Genomic DNA, 17543 nt, shown 5'->3' with positions numbered 1-17543 from the left:
AAGACGGGCACGACCGTCGCTTCGGAGTCACCATGACCTGGCAAGTCCTGATTAGCGCCCCCTACATGATCCCGGTGATCGACCGCTTCCGCCCCTGGTTCGCCGAGCACGACATCGAGATCACCGTGGCCGATGTGCAGGAGCGCCTGGAAGAGGCCGACCTGCTGCCGATCATCGCCAAGTACCATGGCATCGTCTGCGGCGACGACCGCATCACCAAGACGGTGATCGATGCGGCCGCCAATCTCAAGGTCATCTCCAAATGGGGCACCGGCATCGATTCCATCGATTCCGCCTATGCCGCCACCAAGGGCATCCCCACGGGGCGCACGCTCGACGCCTTCACCCAGCCGGTGGCCGACACGGCACTGGGCTACATTTTGTCCTTCGCCCGCAATCTGCCGTGGATGGACAAGATGATGAAGGCCGGTATCTGGGACAAGATCCCCGGTCGCGCCTTGAACGAATCCACCATCGGCGTGGTGGGCGTGGGCTGCATGGGCTCGGCCGTGCTGCGCCGGGCCAAGCCCTTCGGGGCGCGGCTGCTGGGCAACGACATCCGCACCATCGACCCGGCCTTCGTCGCCGAAGTGGGTGTGGAGATGATGGACCTGGACTCGCTGCTGGAGCAGTCGGACTTTGTCTCGGTATGCTGTGATCTCAACCCCACCTCCTATCTGCTGTTCAACGACGAGCGCTTCAAGCGCATGAAGGCGGGTTCGGTGCTGGTCAACACGGCGCGCGGCCCGGTGGTGCAGGAAGAGGCCCTGGTGCGCGCCCTGCAATCGGGCAAGATCGTTGGCTGCGCACTCGACGTCTTCGAGCACGAGCCGCTGCCCAAGACCAGCGCTCTGCTGGGTATGGACAACGTCATGCTGGCGCCCCACAACAGCAATTCCAGCCCCAAGGCCTGGGAGCGCATCCACCATTCCACCTTGAAGAATCTGTTGGACGGTCTGCGTGGCTGAGCCTTCGAGCGTCGAAACCTCGGTCATCATCCGCTGTTTCAACGAGCAGAAATACCTGCCCGGCCTGTTCGACGCGCTGGACCGCCAGAGCTACCGCGATTTCGAGGTGATCATCGTCGATTCCGGTTCTTTCGACCGCACGCGCGAGATCGCCGAGGCCCGTGCCGATCAGGTGCTGCGCATCTCCAGCCACGACTTCACCTTCGGCTATTCCCTTAACGCGGGTATCCGTGAAGCAAGGGGCCGGTTCATCGCCATCGCCTCGGCCCATACGGAACCCTGCGACGAGCATTGGCTCGCCAATCTGGTCGAGCCGCTCAGGGACGACACGGTGGCCATGAGCTATGGCCGCCAATTGGGCAAGGCCTGCTCCAAGTTCTCCGAGGCCGAGGATTTCGATCGGACCTTTGGCCCCCATGGCCGCGAGGAAAGCCCGGCACGCTGGTGCGTCAACAACGCCAATTCGGCCATCCGCAAGGATCTGTGGGAACAGTATGGCTTCGACGAGGAATTGACGGGCCTGGAGGATATCGGCTGGGCGCGTCATTGGATGGACAAGGGCTTTCGCGTGGTCTACCGCCCTGATGCCCGGCTTTATCACCTGCATGAGGAAAGCTGGCGCCAGATCCGGCGGCGCTATTACCGCGAAGCGGTGGCGGCGCGGCGCATGGGGATCAAGGGGCCCAATACGGTGCTGGGCGAGACATGGGCGGAGTTACGCAACACCGCCAGCGATCTGATCAATGCCTTCAACCCCAAAGACAATCCAGTGGCGGCGCGGCTCACACTGGGCCAGCGCTTGCGCGAAGTGGTCTATTTCCGCGTCAACCGCAATATCGGCACCTTCAAGGGTCTGCTGGAGGCCCATCCTCTGGAGACCCGCCAGGAGCAGGAGGACGCCCTGTTCGACCGCTCCACCCGTGCCGTGGTGATCCACGGCCCCGGCAAGGTGGCGCTGGAAGAGATGGAAATGCCCGAGTGCAAGCCCGGCGACGTGGTCATCGCCACGGCCCATGTGGGCGTCTGCGCCACCGATCTGGAAATTCTTTCGGGGGCGCTGGGCTATTACAAGAACGGCATGGCCAAGTACCCCATCGTGCCCGGCCACGAATTCTCGGGCCACGTCGTGTCCATGGGCCAGAACGTCACCGCCTTCAAGGAAGGCGATCCGGTGGTGGTGGAGTGCATTCAAAGCTGCGGCAGCTGCGCCGAGTGCCGGGCCGGCAATTTCATCGGCTGCGCCGAGCGCACCGAGCTGGGGGTGTTCCGCCGAAACGGCGCCTATGCCGATTTCGTCACCGTTCCCGCCCGCTTCGTCCACAAGCTGGCCGCGGGCACCGACATGGCCCAGGCCGCTCTGTGCGAGCCCCTGGCCGTGGTGCTGAAGGGCATGCGCCGTCTGATGCCCGCCCTGGCCGCCGCACCCGGCGGGGCCAAGCGCGCCGCCGTGACGGGGGCGGGCTGTATCGGCCATATCTGCGCTGTGGAACTGGCGCGGCGCGGCTTCCCCGTCACCATTTTTGACCGCAATCAGTCCCGGCTGGACGTATTCAAAGGCCGCGACAGTATCGAGACCAGCACCGACCTGGACCGCCTGGGCGAGTTCAATGTGGTGGTCGAGGCCACCGGCCACCCGGAAGTTCTGGACAAGGCGCTGCATGCCGCCCCGGCGGGCGCTACTTTGCTGCTGCTCGGGCTGCCCTATGCCCGCAAGGAATTCTCCTTCGAGGCCATCGCCGCCTATGACAAGACCGTGGTGGGCTCGGTGGGCTCCACCGCCGAGGATTTCGAAGAAGCCATCCGCCTGATGCCGTCGCTTGACCTGTCGCCGCTCTTGGCCTGCCACCTGCCGCTGGAGCGCTTCGCGGAAGGCTGGGAGCTGGCGCGCGGCGGCTCTAGGCTCAAGATCATCCTTGATGTCGGGGATCACCCATGACCCCGGCCTTGAAAATCTACCTGGGCGATCTGCGCTATTTTACCGGCGGGACCTGCTTTCCCCTGGGGATCGGCTATCTTGCTGCCTATGCTCGCCAGCGCTTCGGCGCCCGGGTCGAGATCTCCATGTTCATCGATCCGACCGAACTGGCCGAAACCATCCGGCGGGCGCCCCCCGACCTTCTCGGTTTGGCCAATTATTCCTGGAACCGCAACATCAACATTCAGCTTGCGGCGCATGCGCGAGAGTGCTCGCCCGAGAGCGTGGTCGTTATGGGCGGGCCATGCTTCGCCCGCGACGATCAGCCCTGGCTGGACGAGTTCTTCGCGCGGGCCGCAGGCATGGATGCCTATGTCGCGGGAGCTGGCGAGTTCGCCTTTGCCGAATTGATCGAGCTGATGTTGGCATCGGCTCCTGGCACCTGTCGTCAGGCCGTGTACGAAGGCGCCTTTCCCGGATTGTTCATCCGTACTCCCGCCGGTGTGCGGGAAGGCGGGCGGACGGTGGACGCCCTGCTGCGCCGGTCGAAGGACCTGGACGAATTGCCGTCTCCCTATCTGACCGGCCTGATGGATCCCTATTTCAAGATCGCCAATCTGGGGCCCATGGTGGAGACGGTTCGCGGTTGTCCCTATGCCTGCACTTTCTGCTGCTGGGGCAGCCGTCTGCTCAACAAGGTCAGCAGCTTCTCCGTCGGCCGGGCCATCGCCGAGATCGACTATATCGCCCAGCGGTCCGCCAATTCGTCCCGCCTGTTCTTCGGCGACGCCAATTTCGGTTTGCTGCCCCGGGACGTGGAGATCGCCCGGCATGTCCACGACATGCGCGAGCGCACCGGATGGCCCGACAAGCTCTATCTCTACTTCGCCAAGAATTCCGGTGACCGGGTGATCGACGTCGCCCGCCTGCTGCGCGATATGACCAAGGTCTCCTTAGCCCGCCAGTCCATGACCGAGGCGGTGCTGGCCAACACCAAGCGGGCCAATCTCGACGATGAGACATATGCCCGGATACAAGTCGAATTGGGGGCTGGCAACGTCGAGTCGATGGTGGAGATCATCTATCCCCTGCCGGGCGAGACCCGGCAGAGTTTCATCCAGGGTCTGGACCGCATCTTCCGCCAGGCCGACCCGCTGCGGACCGAGATCCGCCTCTATCCCACCGAATTGCTGCCTGGATCGGAGCTGGCCTCGACGGAGAGTCGGGAAAAATACGGCCTCAAGACCGGCTGGCGCCGGTTGTGGGGCCAGTCGGGGATCTTCGCTGGCATCCCCGCCTGCGAGTATCAGGAAATCGTGGTGGCAACCGATGATTTCACCATGGAAGACCAGGCCTATGTGCGGAAGCTGCATTTCCTGGTCGGCGTCTTCCTGACCTATCGTCTGTTCGACGATGTCACCGTCCTCTATGACCGGGTCTGCGGGGATCGCGGCATCATGGCCCTGTTCGACCGCCTGGCCGAGATGGACGATCCCGATTTGCGGCCCCTGCTGCAGGCTTTCGAGCACGATACCGCCGGGGAGTTCGTCTTTGGTCCCCAGCCTTCCGCCGATGGGCGGCGCATGGGCACGGACGGCAGGCCCGAAGGCGACAGTCTGGCGGGATCCATCGACCAGCAAAAGCGCTACAATATCCATTACGCCATCGCACTGTTCTTTGAGCGTGGAGGGATTTACCGAGCGGCCATGGGTCGGGCGTTGCGGCGGATCATGGTTGAAGAGATGGGTGTCGCCGCCACCGTTTTCGATGCCGCCCTGGCCGCGGTCGAGGCCAAGATCATCGACTATCCCGCCATCGCGGCGGCCTTGGGCTCCCATACCGATCTCCAGGAGACGCGGCGTCATCCCGCCATCGATGCCTTCGTCGAAAATTATGACGGCGACGTCGTATCAAGCCTCTACGGAATTTATGGTTCGGTTGGGGCGGGCAGCCTCGATGCTCTTCTGCTCGACCGGACCCGGGCCGCTTCGCCGCCCGCCACCCCTCCCCACCTTTCTTGACCTTGGACGCCGAGGACAGCAGATGACTCTCCGCACCATCGCCATCGTTCCCGCCCGCATGAATTCCGGCCGCTTTCCCGGCAAGCCGCTGAAGACCATCGACGGCATGTCCATGGTGGGCCATTGCACTCTGCGCACCCGCCTGTGCAAGACGCTCACCAAGGTGGTGGTCGCCACCCCCAATGAGGAGGTGGCCGCCGACATTCGCTCCTTGGGTGGCGAGGTGGTTGTTACGCCTGAATTCGACATGTGCAACGACCGCATCGCCTGGGCCTATGAAGAGGTGGCCAAGACCGATGGTCCCTATGACTTGGTGATCAACGTCCAGGGCGACCAGCCGCTGGTCCACCCCGACATGCTGGATCAGATCATCGCCGCCCATGCCGCCGATCCGGGGCTGGAATCCTCGACCCTGGTGGAGCCCCTGACCCTGATCGAAGAGTTTCACGACCTCAACCGCGTCAAGGTGCTGTTCCGCGATAGCGACGGCGGACTGATCTACATGTCGCGCGCCCCCATCCCCAGCCCCAAGAAGCACGGCGTACTGCCCGAGCGCGTGTACAAGCATACGGCCATCATCGCCTTCAAGCCCGCCTTCCTGAAGGAGTTCCTGGCCTTCGGCATGACCTATAACGAAGAGGTCGAGGGCATCGACTATAACCGGGTCATCGAGATGGGCCGTTCCATGAAAGTGCTGGTTACCCCCATCGTCTCGGACACCGTGGACAATGCCGAGGATCTGGCCCGGGTCACCAAGACCATGGCGACCGATCCTCTCTGGAACGCCAAGGCTTATGGGCGCTCCTGATCGCCAGTGCCGCAAATCATCACGATGCTGCTGAAGGGAATGCGCAGCAGGTCGTGAAGAATCTCCACCGTTACCGCTGGCAGGGCGGTCTCGGCCAGGCTGCGGTAACCCTCGGGGCTGCGCACGAACCGGCCCCGGTCATTGGCGGCGATCCAGCGGGCCATGGCCGACTGGCCATCGACGAAGACCGGATCAAGCGTGATCAGCCGCCCGCCCGGTCGCAGCCGCTGGCTGACCGCCGTCATTACGGCACGGGCGCCATCGTCGTCCACATGGTGAAGCAGGCCGAATGCCATCACCAGATCGAAGCTCCGCTCGGCCGCGGGCAGGTCGGTGACGTCCTGCTCCAGAAAGGTCCCGCGCGAGCCGTAGCGGCGCCGCGCCTCCTCGATGTAGCTGGAATTGCGGTCGAGACCCAGATAGGACACGCCCTCGGGCATGACGTCGAGGATGGTGCCCGGCCCGCAGCCGATATCGAGGATCGCCGCTCCGGGCCATGGCCGCACATAGCGATCGACCATCCGGCTCCAGGTGTCCGGGCGGTTGGCCAAGGCCTGATAGAGTCTGTAGACCCAGGGGGCTCCTAGGATGCGGCGCAGGCCGCCGGTTCGCTCGCTCATGTCCACTCTCGTCGGAAATTCGCCGCCATAATCGGGGAGTGAGCGCCCTTCGGCAAGGCTCCTTGAGGAAAGTGACGAGGGTTGTATCGGAATTGCCCTGCGTATACTCTGCCGCCCGGTCGTGGGCGTTCCAAACCATGACGGCATCAACCAGGGCGACGAAGGCATGGACGCTACTATCCGCCGCGAGACGGCTATCCTTGCCGCGGTGCCGGCGCTTGCCGGTCTCTTCGGTTTCGTCCTCCTGATCCTTACCATCCGATACGGATTCTTCTTCTTCAGTGATGAAGCCTGGTATCTGTGGGGGATCAATCACCCGGAATCACTGATGCTGCCCACCGGCATGAGCTGGGTAATCAGGCCTTTCATGGAGCTGTTCGCTGGCAGTGCGCTGCTGCCCCGGGTGATGTCGCTGGTCCTGCATGCGGCAGGGTCGTACTGCCTTGCCCGCGGTGTCCATCGCTTCGTGACGGAGCGGATCGGTTGGCCCGCCAGTCTGCCCGCCCTTTTCGGCTTCGCTCTGGCGGGGGCGGTCTACAGCTTCACCGGCAAGAATGTTCTGACCCTCAATTATTATCTGATGTGCGCGGTCGCCATCAACGTGGCGGCGGGTGGGGCGTTGATGGCTTCGGTCGCGTCATCTCGTGTCCAGGGGCTTGCCCATGCGGGCTTGGCAGGACTCGGAATCGCGGCGGGTGTGGCCGCGCGATTGCCCAGCGGGCTGGTCTGCCTTGGCATTGCCAGCGCCATCTTGCTATTGGGCAGGCCCTGGTCGCAGAGGGGAGAAATCGTCCGCCAATGGGGTGTGATGCTGGCCGTCGCCCTGGCGGTGCCCGCTGCCTGGGGAGCGGTGTTCGGTGATTTCAGCCGTTATCGCACGGTCATGGGGATCGTTATCGACAGCGCTCCGTTCCACTCGGTGGTCTTTCAGCTTTTCGTCCAGGGGGCGGCCTGGGTGGATTTTCTTTGGCATGCGGTGCGCAGCAAGCTGTTCTGGCTGGTCATGCCGCTGCTGCCCTTCACGCTGCTTCTGGCCTGGCGGCCGCGCAGTTGGTCCTGGCCACTGTGGGGAGCCGTCGGAATTCTGGGAATCGGCGCTCTCGCCCATCTGGGTGTGGTGAGCTATGCCCGCGATCTCTACATGCAGCAGATCATCGCCGTGGCTCTCCTGGCCGGGCTGCTTGTTTGGGCCCGATATGGTCGGGCCGTTGCCGCCAACGGCCGGAATTGGCTTTTGCTGACGGTTCTGCTGGTGGTCATGCCCTGCGTCACCGAGGCGGGATCACTGGGATCGTGGATCCAGTTCGCCGCCAACAATATCGGTCCCTGGATGGTTCTTCTGGGGGCGGTCTTCGGCCTCTTTTCGTTGGAATCGTCTCTCGGTCTGCGGCGGGCAGGTATGGTTGCCACGGCTCTGTTCGCCATGGTGCCCGTTGCCAGTCTGACCATGAACCGGATCCCATTTCTGGCGGATCGTTTTTCGCCCAGGGGGGACTTCGCCGATTTCGAAGGCATTCCCGCCCTTCAGGGTCTGCGCCCCGTCCTGGCGGAGAAGCTTTATGCCGATGGCTTGCGCGACCTGTTGCGGCAGGGCGACATTGCCAGCGCTCCCAACCGGCGGATTTTCGCCTATCGCACCATGGCTGGAGAGGCTCTGATTGCCGGGGTGCCTGGTTTCGGAGAAATGTTCCAGTTCCCCACCTTCGTGATCAAGAACAAGTACGAGGCGGTTCTGGACTACACCCGCTCCAACGATGATGCCACCTGCCGGTATTTTCCGCTGAACCCGCTGCAACCGGGCGAACGGCTTATTGTTCTGGCCAATGCTGGTTTCTCTGAAGCCCTGACGGCTTGCCTCAAGCCATACGGCGTCTTCTTTCCCGAGGGATTCACCAAAGTCGGCGAGGTGCCGTCGGTCATGTGGCGCAGCGCGGACGATTACGTGAAGGCCCGGGCGGATGGCCGGGACGCTCCAGGTGTGGGGACTCCCCGGATGCGTAATGTCGGCGTCTATCTGCAGCGGTGACGGTATCGGTCATCCAGGTCCGATCGGGGAAATTGCCATGTCCGTCATCCTTGAAACCCGGAATATGATCCTTCGTCCCTTCGACCCATCGGTCGATGTGGCGGTGTTCCAGCGCATCTATGGCGATCCAGTGACCATGGAACACATGAACGGCGCCAAATCCGCCGAGGCGGCACGGCTGTCGGTGGAGCGCAAGGCGGCCAAGTGGGCCAGCCAGGGCTACGGTCTGTGGTGTGTCATCGACCGGGCCAGCGGTGCGGCCATCGGCCATTGTGGTCTCGACCTGCTGGAACCTCTGGGCGAGGTGGAGGTGGCCTATCTCATCGACCGCCCGTTCTGGGGCCGGGGTCTGGCCACCGAGGCGGTTCGGGCCTCCATCGAATGGGGTTTCGCCCAACTCGGGCTTGATCATATCATCGCCATCTCCGAGCCCGAGAACCCCGCCTCCATGGCGGTTATGGCCAAGGCTGGCATGCGCCGCGCCAATCAGGTCACGGTCTGGGGCCGTCCATTCATCCGTTGGGTCATTACGTCGAAAGAGGAAGCGCAATCGTGAATCCGTCCGTCGCTCTCGTTACCGGTGCCGCTGGCTTTCTCGGCAGCCACACTATCGAGGCCCTGTTGGCCCAAGGCCATCGGGTTCGGGGCCTCGATCTGCCCGGCGCCCGGTTTGAAGACAGCCTGGGCGCGCTGCTCGATCATCCCGGCCTGTCCCTGGATAAGCGCGACCTGCTCGACATTCCCGCCGACGATCCCATCTTCGCCGGGGTGGATGTCATCTATCACTGCGCTGGGATCGCCGACCATGTGCCCTCACTGCAGGTGCCCGAGCGCTACATGCAGGCCAATGTGATGGCGGTGGTCCGGGTGCTGGAGGCGGCCCGCCATCACAAGGTGCGCAAGGTGATCAACGCTTCGTCGGCGGCGGTCTATGGCATCGCGGCGGCTCCGACCGCCGAGGATCATCCCATCAATCCGGTCAATCCCTACGGCCTGACCAAGTGGATGGCCGAGGAGGCATGCGCCCACTGGTCCAAGGTGTTCGGCGTGGCGACCTTGAGCTTCCGTATCTTCAATTGCTATGGCCCGCGCGCCACCGCCAGTGGCCCCATCGGCTTCTTCCTGAAGAAGGCTGCCGCTGGCGAGGCGCTGACCGTGACCGGTGACGGCACCCAGGAGCGCGACTTCATTCATGTGAGCGACGTGGTCGCCGCCTTTCTGGCCGGGGCGGCGAGCGAGAAGAGCAGCGCCGCCTACAATCTCGGGTCGGGTCGGCCCGAGACCGTCAACCGCCTGGCCGAGCTGGTGGGGGGCGCCATCACCTATATTCCCGCCCGACCGGGCGAGCCCAAGGTCATTCTGGCCGACACCACCCGCATCCGGGCCGAACTCGGCTGGGAGCCCAAGGTCTCCCTGGCCGCGGGGATCGCCGCCCTGAAGACGGTGGGTTAACCCGCCGTCTTCCAGCCCGAAGCGGTACTTTCGAACACCGCGACGAAATCATCAAGGACCCGGCCCAGTTGGGCCTCGGTGATGATATAGCCCGGGGTGAAGGAAACCCTGTGCCACTTGGCATTGATGACGGTGGCGTGCTCGTCCAGCATGCGCTTCGCCAGGGTCATACCGAAACCGTTCTTGTCCGCGCAATCGTATTCGAAGCTTTGCAGCAGACCGCGGCCGCGCACTTCCTTGAAGAAGGGATGGCCGCCCAGCCGGGTGGTGATGGTATCGACGATCTGGCGGCCACGCGCCTGGATATGGTCGAGCATGGCATCGGTGTGGACGATCCTCTGCACCGCCAGGGCGGCGGCGACGCCAAGGGAATAGCCCTGGTGGGTGTGGCCGTGCTGGATGCGGCCCTGGCCCTTGGCGATGATGTCCTCGACCCGGTGGTTGGTGACCACCGCCGACAGAGGAGCATGGCCAGCGGCCAAATTCTTACCGATGCACACGAAGTCCGGGACGATTCCATCCCAGTCGCAGCAATAGATCCGCCCCGAGCGACCCAAGCCGCAATAGATCTCGTCCAGGATCAGATGGACGTCATAGCGGTCGCAGACCTCGCGGATCAGTTTCCAATAACCCGGTGCCGGGGGCACGTCGCCCACCAGGGAGCCCAGCATGGTCTCGCCGATGAAAGCGCCGACCTTGTCGGGGCCGATTTCCAGGATCTTGTCCTCCAGTTCCTTGGCCGAGCGCCTGGCGTAGTCCTCCATGGACTCGCCGGGCAGGCGGTTGAGGGACGGATTGTGCTGGGCGATCTTGGACCGGCCATCGGGCAGCAAAGGCTCGTAGAAGGCCAGGATGGGAAGTTCGGAGATGGAGATGCCGTGCAGGGTGGCGCCGTGAAAGCTTTGCAGCCGGGCGATGTAATGGGTCTTGCCCGGTTTGCCCGAATCGTGATGGACGTGATAGCTGAGCTTCATGGCCGCTTCCATGGCCTCCGAGCCCGAATTGCCCGGAAAATAGACCTTGTCCAGGCCCCTGGGCGCCCGCGACAGAAGCAGGGCCGCGAGTTCTTCCAGATTGGGATCGACCCAGGTGTTGTAATCGATGTGGCAGAACTTCCCCATCTGCGCCTGCATGGCCGCCAGGACTTCGGGGTGGCTGTAGCCCAACACGCCGAAGGTGGTGGTGCCCGCCGTCATGTCCAGCAGCTTGCGGCCGTCTTCTGTGTGGATGTAAAGCCCCTCGGCCTTGACGACGCGTGGCTTGGCCGGATCGTTGGGGAACTTGCGCAGGATGTGGGACATGGTCCGGTTTCTCCTCGGAATCAACCTTCGATGAGGTGACGGTATTTCAATGCGAAGCGGCCCCCGATATCGGGCATCAGGGCCATGTCGGGAACATGGGAGAAGAAGCGCGCCTTGTAGTGCGCTTGAAGCCGGGCGGCCTCGGGGTCGGGGGCGATGCCGTCGAGGCGGTCGAACATGTCGCGGCACAGATCGAGGATGTCGTCCTCGCCATTCTCTTGCAGGTGCAGCCCCTGGCGTTCGAGATTGCCGGGATATTGCCACAGCTTCAGCGCGGCAGGGTCGGTATAGCTGTAGCCTCCCAGGGCCTGGCAGCGGCTGAAGCTCAGCACCGGCCCGCCCTCGCCTTCGCGGATCAGCTTGGGAATGTAAAGCCCGTTGGCGCCCACCGGGGTGGGGCGCAGCGGCATCATATTGGCCTTGGCCACCGGTATGCCGAACAGCGGCGGCACGGATTCGGTGCCGGTGCCGCAGGCAAGGAGGAAGCGGCACTTTCCCAGCAGGTAAATATCGCCGAAATCGCTGCGATGGCGAGCGGCGTAATCGATGACATGGGGATCACCGTTTGCTGGCAGAGGGCGTTCGACCGCCGCGCCCATGCGCAGCGCCCAGCCGCCGCGGGCGGTCACCCAGGCTGCCGCCGCCAGATAGTTCTCGACCCGGCAATTGCGGTGGGCGCCGCTGTCGCCGAAGCCGCGGGTTTCGTGATAGAGGGGATCGCGGGCCTGGAAGCAGATCCACCAATCCGCCGGACTCATGCCCATCTCGGCCAACAGCCCGGCACCGCGGGCTTCATCCTCGGCATTGAAGGATAGTACCGGTTGGACGTGGATGGCCCGATGATTGTCGAACTCGTCGGGAATCGGGGCGAAAAAACGGCGACTGCTTAAGGTCGTGCCGCAATAGTGATAGAAGGCCGACAAGGCCCGGCTCTCGACGATGGGCAGCACCCGCTTCCACATGGCGAAAAGCTGGCAATTGGCTGGCTGGGCGCCGAAAAACAGCCGGGTGGTGCGCCGTTCCGGTCCTTCGAGGCGGCGCTTTGCCACCCACAAATGGGTGCTGTAGGCCAGTGGGCCGAAGCGGGCGCACCACAGATGGGTAAAACGCAGTCGCCAGAACGGCTCGACCAGCCAGAGCACCGCCATCAGGCCAAGGGCGACAAATTTGCAGGCGATACGCAGGCCCAGACGAAGCATCTCTCTGATCACCACAGGGGATAGAGATCGTCGTCCACCCGGCCCTTGCTACGGATTCGGCGGGTCAGCGCCATGATCTCCGCCGGGTGGCGCAGGAAGCGCAGGGCCAGGGGCAACAGCCATCGCGCTAGCGAGGGCTGTTGCCCGGCCTGGGGAAAGGCTGCTGTGATCAGGGCGCGGAGCATGAAGCTTCCTTTACATCCGTGGCGCCAGCTGGGCGACAAGAGCCTGGGCGATGCGATCGGCCATAGCCCGCGTGTAATGGCATACGTCGAGATAAGCCACTGCGTCCAGCCCCTTTCCCGCCTCGCTGAGATCGACGAAATCAGGGGCGTCGCCCATGCCGGGAAAACCGTTGGTATGCAGCCAGTGATAGACCGGGGCGCAAAAGGCTCCGGCCCGGAACAGGCGGTGCAGCGGGTCGAGAATGCGTTGGCCGGGCTCGGTGGCGAAGAATGGCACCGGCTGCCAGGCGAAGACAACCGGAATCCGATGGCGCAAGGCGGCGGCGCGGATCATGGCGACGCTGTCGCCGTAGCGGTCCCACACTAGTCCGGCGACCCGGGCGCCGGGCGCGCCAAAAGCGGTGTCATCGGCTGGGCGGCTGCTGGCCGCCAACGCCGCCTCGACCGCGTCCCAGGTGATCAGGGGCGCGGCAAAGGCGCTATCGCCAGCGGAATAGTCTGCGACCGACGGCATCCGGCCCGAGCGGACCGTCCGGGCCTCGCGCCAATAATCCGCGACGGCGCTCAGCAGGCCCATCCGGCGCCGGCGCTTTTCCCCCTGGTACAGGCCGTCCAGGGCCTCCACCAGCCGGGGATTGCCGAAGGCGTAGAAGGAATCGTTGTAACCGTCGAGGAACAGGGCCATGTCCGGTCTGATACCCTGGTCCAGCAGAGCCAGGAAGCGCAACATCTCGTGGCGACTTGTGTAGCTGCCGCTGCCGAAATTGTAGACCTCCCAGCCGTCGAGCCCGGCCTCGCTCAGCCGTGCCCCCAGGCGGGCGGGCACGGTATCGCCATCGGACACATTGAAGCCGAAGGTGGTGGAGCCGCCGAACACGAATAGCCGCCGGATGCCGTCCCGATTCGGCCATGCTTGGCCGCTGCCGTCGTCGCGAAAGCCTGCGGGGTGGACGTTGAGGGTGGCGGTGCGGCAGGGGTGCACGCCCAGCAGGCCATAGGCCATCACCGGCCTGCTGAGCGCCAGGGCGCCGTCCCGCAGGACCTCGTCGATTTGCTCCGCGCTCAGTCCGGGATAGGCGGGCAGAAGATCATCGAGCCGGGCGCCGACTGCCTCGATCTGGCCGACCAGGGTGTTGGGATGGCCACTCACGGGGCTGGCGGGTCCCGATAACAGGAGTTGCAGACTTCGGGAATCCGCCCCTCCAGATGGGCGCGGCGGAATTCGGCCATGCGCTCTCCCGTCCACACGCCGGTGAGGTCGCGGGCATCGCCCATGTCCAGCACGTCCGGGTTGGCGATCATGCAGCAGGGCACCACCCGCATGTCCGAAGCGATATAGGCGCGTTCGAACGGCCATGGGCAGAGCTTGGCGGGGTCGGACCAGTCATATTTGGAATCGATGGCCCAGAAGGTGACCTCGACGCCCAGACGCTTGCCCTCCTCGACCAGGGCCCAGGCCTTTTCCACTGGCAGCAGGTCGTGGGCATCCAGCGCTTCGTTGTTGCGCTCCCAGGTCTCTTGGCCCCAGGAGGTCAGGTCCAGCGACAGGGTCAGGCGTTTGAAGCCCATCTCGGCCGCGGCTTTGGGCAGCAGGTCGAGATCGGCCAGATTACCCTGCTGCACCACGACCCACATGCGGGTGCGCTCGCGCCCGTCCTGGGCGGCATGGGCGTTGAGCAGGCGGCAATTTTCGGCCACGCGTTCGAATTTGCCGCCACGGCGGATAGCCTCGTAGGTCTCGGGCCGGGCACCGTCGATGGAAACCTGGATCTCGCAGATGTCGGATTCCACCAGACCCTTATAATTCTCCTTGATATGGAGCAGGGAGCCGTTGGTGGTGGCCCGCACCCAGATGTGCCGCTCTCGGGCGTGGCGGATCATCTCGAAGAACGATTCGGCGGCCAGCAGCGGCTCGCCCATGCCCTGAAGCTTGATCTCGACCACGCCGATCTGCTGTTCCAGCAGGGATTTGAAGTCGCCCACGGTCATGTCGGCGGCCCGCGTCATCTTCGGCCAGTCGCTGACCTGGCACATCGTGCAGCGGTAGTTGCAGCGGCTGACATGCTCGACGTCGAGCTTGACCGGCAGGTAGTCGAGCCGCTCGCCCCGCTGGGCCGCCTTGAAGCGGCGCCAATTGGCCAGCCGCTCGGGAAAGGCGGTGAAGCCCGCCTCCATGATCGACTGGTAGAGCGCCGTATCGGCGCTGGGGGCGGGAAGCCCGTGGACTGTCACTTCAGTTTCTCCACCGAGTCCATGGCCTGGGCGATGCAGTCGTCCACGTCCACCCGATACTGATAGCTGCCGCAGCGGCCGATGGAGAACACGTTCTCGCCCATGGCGTCGAAATACTTCTGGGCCCGCTCGTATTCCGTCTTGAGCGGCAGCGGGTAGTAGCGGCCGTTCTTGGACGGGATCTCCATGCCGATGATGGTCGATTCGGCGTCGTAATTGATTCGGGTGAACTGCTTGTATTCCACCAGGCGGGTGAAGGGCTCGTCGCTGGCGTAGTACAGGAAGTACACGTCCTTGGGGAAGGCATGGGCGATGGGCAGCACGAATTTGATGAAATCACGGCCGATATAGGGCAGCTCGCCAAAGGCGTTGTCCATGACCAGATCGGGCGAGGCGGTATTGATGATGGCGTCGTAGGTCCGCTTCTCGCCGTCGATCACCACCGTCTTGTTGGGCAGATCGTACTGCTCGATCGTGGTCCACAGGACCTTGACGCCCTCGGCCCTGGTGGCGATCTCGAAATAGTCGTCATAGCCGTTGGGGGCGATGGGATAGGCCGAGATGGCGGTATCCCAGGCCTGGCGCGGACCTTCCTTCAGGGCGACGCCCTTGGGCGACCAGGAGAAATCGTCCATCACCTTGTTGTCGTCCAACATCCACATTTTCTTGGAGTAGGTGTTGACGAACTTGTCGTAGAGGGTGCGGCCGATGGAGGCCAGCCAATATTCCTCGAAATCCTTGGCGGCACCGGCACCGTTGAGTTGCTTGGCCTCGGTCAGTTCCTTGTTGATCTGATCCTTTTCCGGCATACGGGCGACGTCGTCGATGTGGATCGGATAATTATAGAACTGAGCGTCCTTTTCCACATAGGTCAGGAACACATGGTCGTTGCAGCGGCGCAGCGGGCAGTACTTGTTGAGGTAGTCGAATACGGGCACGTTCTGGGTCAGGAAGTGCCGCGGTCCGAAAGTGTAGGGATGGCCGCCATACCACAGGGTCTTGCAGCCGCCACCCAGCCAGGGACCACTTTCGACCACGGTGATGTCCCAGCCGCCCTGCAGCGACAATAGATGGGCCGCGCTGCATCCGGCGAAGCCGCCGCCGATGACCAGAGCCTTCTTCATACTGGCAAAACTCCCGAAAACTCAGCGACCGACCAGCTTCAGCAGGCCGTCGCGAAACTTCAAATAGGCCTCCTTGTCGTCGGCGGGCGGCGAAAAGGGGGCGAAGGTGTGATCCGACTTGCCGAGGAACGGCCCCAGCGTGCTCTCGTGATGCACGACATAAGGGGTGAGCGGCACGTCGGTGTGGAAGAGATTGGCGCCGACCCGATAGATCAGGTTAGTGGTGGTGTTGACGATCTGGGCGTCGATCACCTCGCCGTCATCGGCGAAGACGAATACCGCCATCTCACCCTCGATCATATGGAACGACTTGGGGCGGATATGCTTTTTCGGCCGGTAGTACTGATCCCGATGCTGGAAGATGATCATCTCGTGGAAGTCATCCTCGGGGCCGGTATGCAGCGACAGCCGGCAATTGACCCCGCTGTCCAGGGCGGTGCGCTTGATCTGTTCGACCACGTCGCGGGTCAGGCAGATCTGCTGGTGCCTGGCGAAAAAACCCGTGGATTTTGCGTTGGGATCTTTCCAGCAGGTTTCGGGGTCGTCGAGGGAAACATAGGAGGCGGAACGGGTCATCGACTTCCTCTGAAACGCGGGTCACCGTGGGCCGGGAGGGTGCCTGAAATCACCGGTAAAGTCCACCAGTACCGCCCGCGATCAGCCCTCTCCGCCCCTTAAATCGGCGGGTTCGGCCTTGCCCGCGGTGTCCTCGACGATGTAGCGGGGGCGGCGGCGGCCTTCGTCCAGTGTCCGCCAGAGATATTCTCCCAAGATGCCCAGCATCATCATCTGCATTCCGCCGAGCACCAGCACGACGAACATCAGCGAGGACCATCCCGGGACAACGCGGTCGAACAGGCTCATGACGAAAACCAGACCGGCGTATAGAAATCCGCCGCAGGCGACTCCAACCCCGATCAGGGACATCCAGCGGATGGGGACGTAACTGAACGACGTCACCGAATCGATGGCCAGCTTGATCTTCTTGGCCAGGGTCCAGCCCGAGCTTCCATGGTGGCGGGGCTGCTTGTCATAGACCATGAAGGCCTGGTCGAATCCCATCCAAAGCAGCAGGGCGATCACGTTGAGATTGCGCTCGGGAAAGCGGGCCAGGGCGTCCAATACGACGCGGTCGGCCAGGAAGCAGTCGGTACCGCTGGCTGGCATTTCCTTCATGCCCATGACGTGGCGGAGAATGAAGTAGAACGCTCCGGCAAAGAACAAGGTCGAGCGGGTTTGAGCCAGCCGCCGGCCGCGGACGCCCCAGACGATCTTGGCCTTATCCTCGCGCCACTTGGCCACCAGTTGCGGAACCAGTTCGGGCGGATCCTCCAGGTCGGCGGCCAGGACGACGGCACATTCGCCCCGGGCGTGGTGCAGGCCGCACAGGATGGCGGTATGCGAGCCCTGGTTACGGGCGAAGCGCAGGCCTCGCACCCGAGGATCGCGGGCGGCCAGTTCCGAAACCACGGCAAAGGTTTCGTCGATGGAGCGGTCATCGACGATGATCAGTTCCCATTCTCCGTCCAAAGGTTCCATTGCCGCGCTGAGGCGACGATGGAATTCACCGATATTGCCCGCCTCGCAATAGGCGGGCACGACGATGGAATAGGTTATGGTTCCGGCAAGCTCGGTGTGCATCACGACCTCAAGGCTTTGATCCGGTGCTGTTTGTGCCGCTTTTTGGGGCAG

Annotated in this window: 16 protein-coding genes; 7 read left to right on the top strand and 9 right to left on the bottom strand. The window is 63.6% G+C overall.

Annotated features, from left to right (window positions below):
* The first annotated feature begins 32 nt into the window (after window positions 1–32).
* From CCC_RS16490 to CCC_RS22480, 4 genes are read left to right on the top strand one after another with little or no spacing between them, the layout of a single operon-like run.
* The gene (locus CCC_RS16490) at window positions 33–968 is read left to right on the top strand and encodes an NAD(P)-dependent oxidoreductase (RefSeq protein WP_009871305.1); all 936 of its coding nucleotides are present in this window, start codon (window positions 33–35) and stop codon (window positions 966–968) included.
* Window positions 961–2904: an alcohol dehydrogenase catalytic domain-containing protein gene (locus CCC_RS21320; protein WP_009871304.1), complete on the top strand. Its 1944-nt coding sequence runs from the start codon at window positions 961–963 to the stop codon at window positions 2902–2904. The genes CCC_RS16490 and CCC_RS21320 overlap by 8 nt, the downstream gene beginning before the upstream one ends.
* Window positions 2901–4904: a B12-binding domain-containing radical SAM protein gene (locus CCC_RS16480; RefSeq protein WP_009871303.1), complete on the top strand. Its 2004-nt coding sequence runs from the start codon at window positions 2901–2903 to the stop codon at window positions 4902–4904. The genes CCC_RS21320 and CCC_RS16480 overlap by 4 nt, the downstream gene beginning before the upstream one ends.
* A 22-nt stretch (window positions 4905–4926) precedes the next feature.
* Window positions 4927–5712, top strand: a complete 786-nt coding sequence (locus CCC_RS22480) for a 3-deoxy-manno-octulosonate cytidylyltransferase (protein WP_009871302.1) — start codon at window positions 4927–4929, stop codon at window positions 5710–5712.
* On the opposite strand, the gene CCC_RS16470 is transcribed toward CCC_RS22480, so the two are convergent.
* A complete protein-coding gene (locus tag CCC_RS16470; protein WP_041042084.1) occupies window positions 5697–6332 on the bottom strand; it encodes a class I SAM-dependent methyltransferase in 636 nt (211 codons plus the stop codon). The two genes, CCC_RS22480 and CCC_RS16470, sit on opposite strands and share 16 nt — an antisense overlap.
* Window positions 6333–6498: 166 nt before the next feature.
* Between CCC_RS16470 and CCC_RS16465 the strand changes: the two genes are divergently transcribed.
* The 3 genes from CCC_RS16465 to CCC_RS16455 are packed head-to-tail and all read left to right on the top strand — an operon-like array spanning window position 6499 to window position 9810.
* The gene (locus CCC_RS16465) at window positions 6499–8358 is read left to right on the top strand and encodes a hypothetical protein (protein ID WP_160295542.1); all 1860 of its coding nucleotides are present in this window, start codon (window positions 6499–6501) and stop codon (window positions 8356–8358) included.
* A 37-nt stretch (window positions 8359–8395) separates the two neighbouring features.
* A complete protein-coding gene (locus CCC_RS16460; RefSeq protein WP_052473286.1) occupies window positions 8396–8914 on the top strand; it encodes a GNAT family N-acetyltransferase in 519 nt (172 codons plus the stop codon).
* Window positions 8911–9810 (top strand): NAD-dependent epimerase/dehydratase family protein, encoded by a 900-nt coding sequence (locus tag CCC_RS16455; protein ID WP_009871298.1) that lies wholly within the window; start codon window positions 8911–8913, stop codon window positions 9808–9810. The genes CCC_RS16460 and CCC_RS16455 overlap by 4 nt, the downstream gene beginning before the upstream one ends.
* On the opposite strand, the gene CCC_RS16450 is transcribed toward CCC_RS16455, so the two are convergent.
* The 8 genes from CCC_RS16450 to CCC_RS16420 form a co-directional block, all read right to left on the bottom strand.
* Window positions 9807–11111, bottom strand: coding sequence for an aminotransferase class III-fold pyridoxal phosphate-dependent enzyme (locus CCC_RS16450; protein ID WP_009871297.1), 1305 nt, complete (start codon window positions 11109–11111; stop codon window positions 9807–9809). The genes CCC_RS16455 and CCC_RS16450 overlap by 4 nt on opposite strands.
* Window positions 11112–11131: 20 nt before the next feature.
* Entirely contained in the window at window positions 11132–12310 is a 1179-nt protein-coding gene (locus CCC_RS16445) for a TIGR04372 family glycosyltransferase (RefSeq protein WP_009871296.1), read from the bottom strand.
* 8 nt (window positions 12311–12318) lie between these two features.
* Window positions 12319–12495: a hypothetical protein gene (locus tag CCC_RS22475; RefSeq protein WP_009871295.1), complete on the bottom strand. Its 177-nt coding sequence runs from the start codon at window positions 12493–12495 to the stop codon at window positions 12319–12321.
* A gap of 10 nt (window positions 12496–12505) precedes the next feature.
* Window positions 12506–13645: an SGNH/GDSL hydrolase family protein gene (locus tag CCC_RS16440; protein ID WP_009871294.1), complete on the bottom strand. Its 1140-nt coding sequence runs from the start codon at window positions 13643–13645 to the stop codon at window positions 12506–12508.
* Window positions 13642–14727, bottom strand: a complete 1086-nt coding sequence (locus CCC_RS16435) for a radical SAM protein (RefSeq protein WP_009871293.1) — start codon at window positions 14725–14727, stop codon at window positions 13642–13644. The genes CCC_RS16440 and CCC_RS16435 overlap by 4 nt, the downstream gene beginning before the upstream one ends.
* Complete coding sequence (locus tag CCC_RS16430; protein WP_009871292.1) at window positions 14724–15851, bottom strand: FAD-dependent oxidoreductase; 1128 nt, start codon at window positions 15849–15851, stop codon at window positions 14724–14726. The genes CCC_RS16435 and CCC_RS16430 overlap by 4 nt, the downstream gene beginning before the upstream one ends.
* 21 nt (window positions 15852–15872) lie before the next feature.
* Complete coding sequence (locus tag CCC_RS16425; RefSeq protein WP_009871291.1) at window positions 15873–16427, bottom strand: WbuC family cupin fold metalloprotein; 555 nt, start codon at window positions 16425–16427, stop codon at window positions 15873–15875.
* Window positions 16428–16508: 81 nt separating this feature from the next.
* On the bottom strand, window positions 16509–17492 hold the full coding sequence (locus tag CCC_RS16420) for a glycosyltransferase family 2 protein (RefSeq protein ID WP_009871290.1): 984 nt from the start codon (window positions 17490–17492) through the stop codon (window positions 16509–16511).
* Window positions 17493–17543 lie beyond the last annotated feature (51 nt).

It is taken from the genome of Paramagnetospirillum magnetotacticum MS-1, from assembly GCF_000829825.1.
GTDB classification, from domain to species: domain Bacteria; phylum Pseudomonadota; class Alphaproteobacteria; order Rhodospirillales; family Magnetospirillaceae; genus Phaeospirillum; species Phaeospirillum magnetotacticum.
The sequence above is the reverse complement of the archived record's forward strand: the minus strand, read 5'-3'. Positions and strand labels throughout refer to the sequence as shown.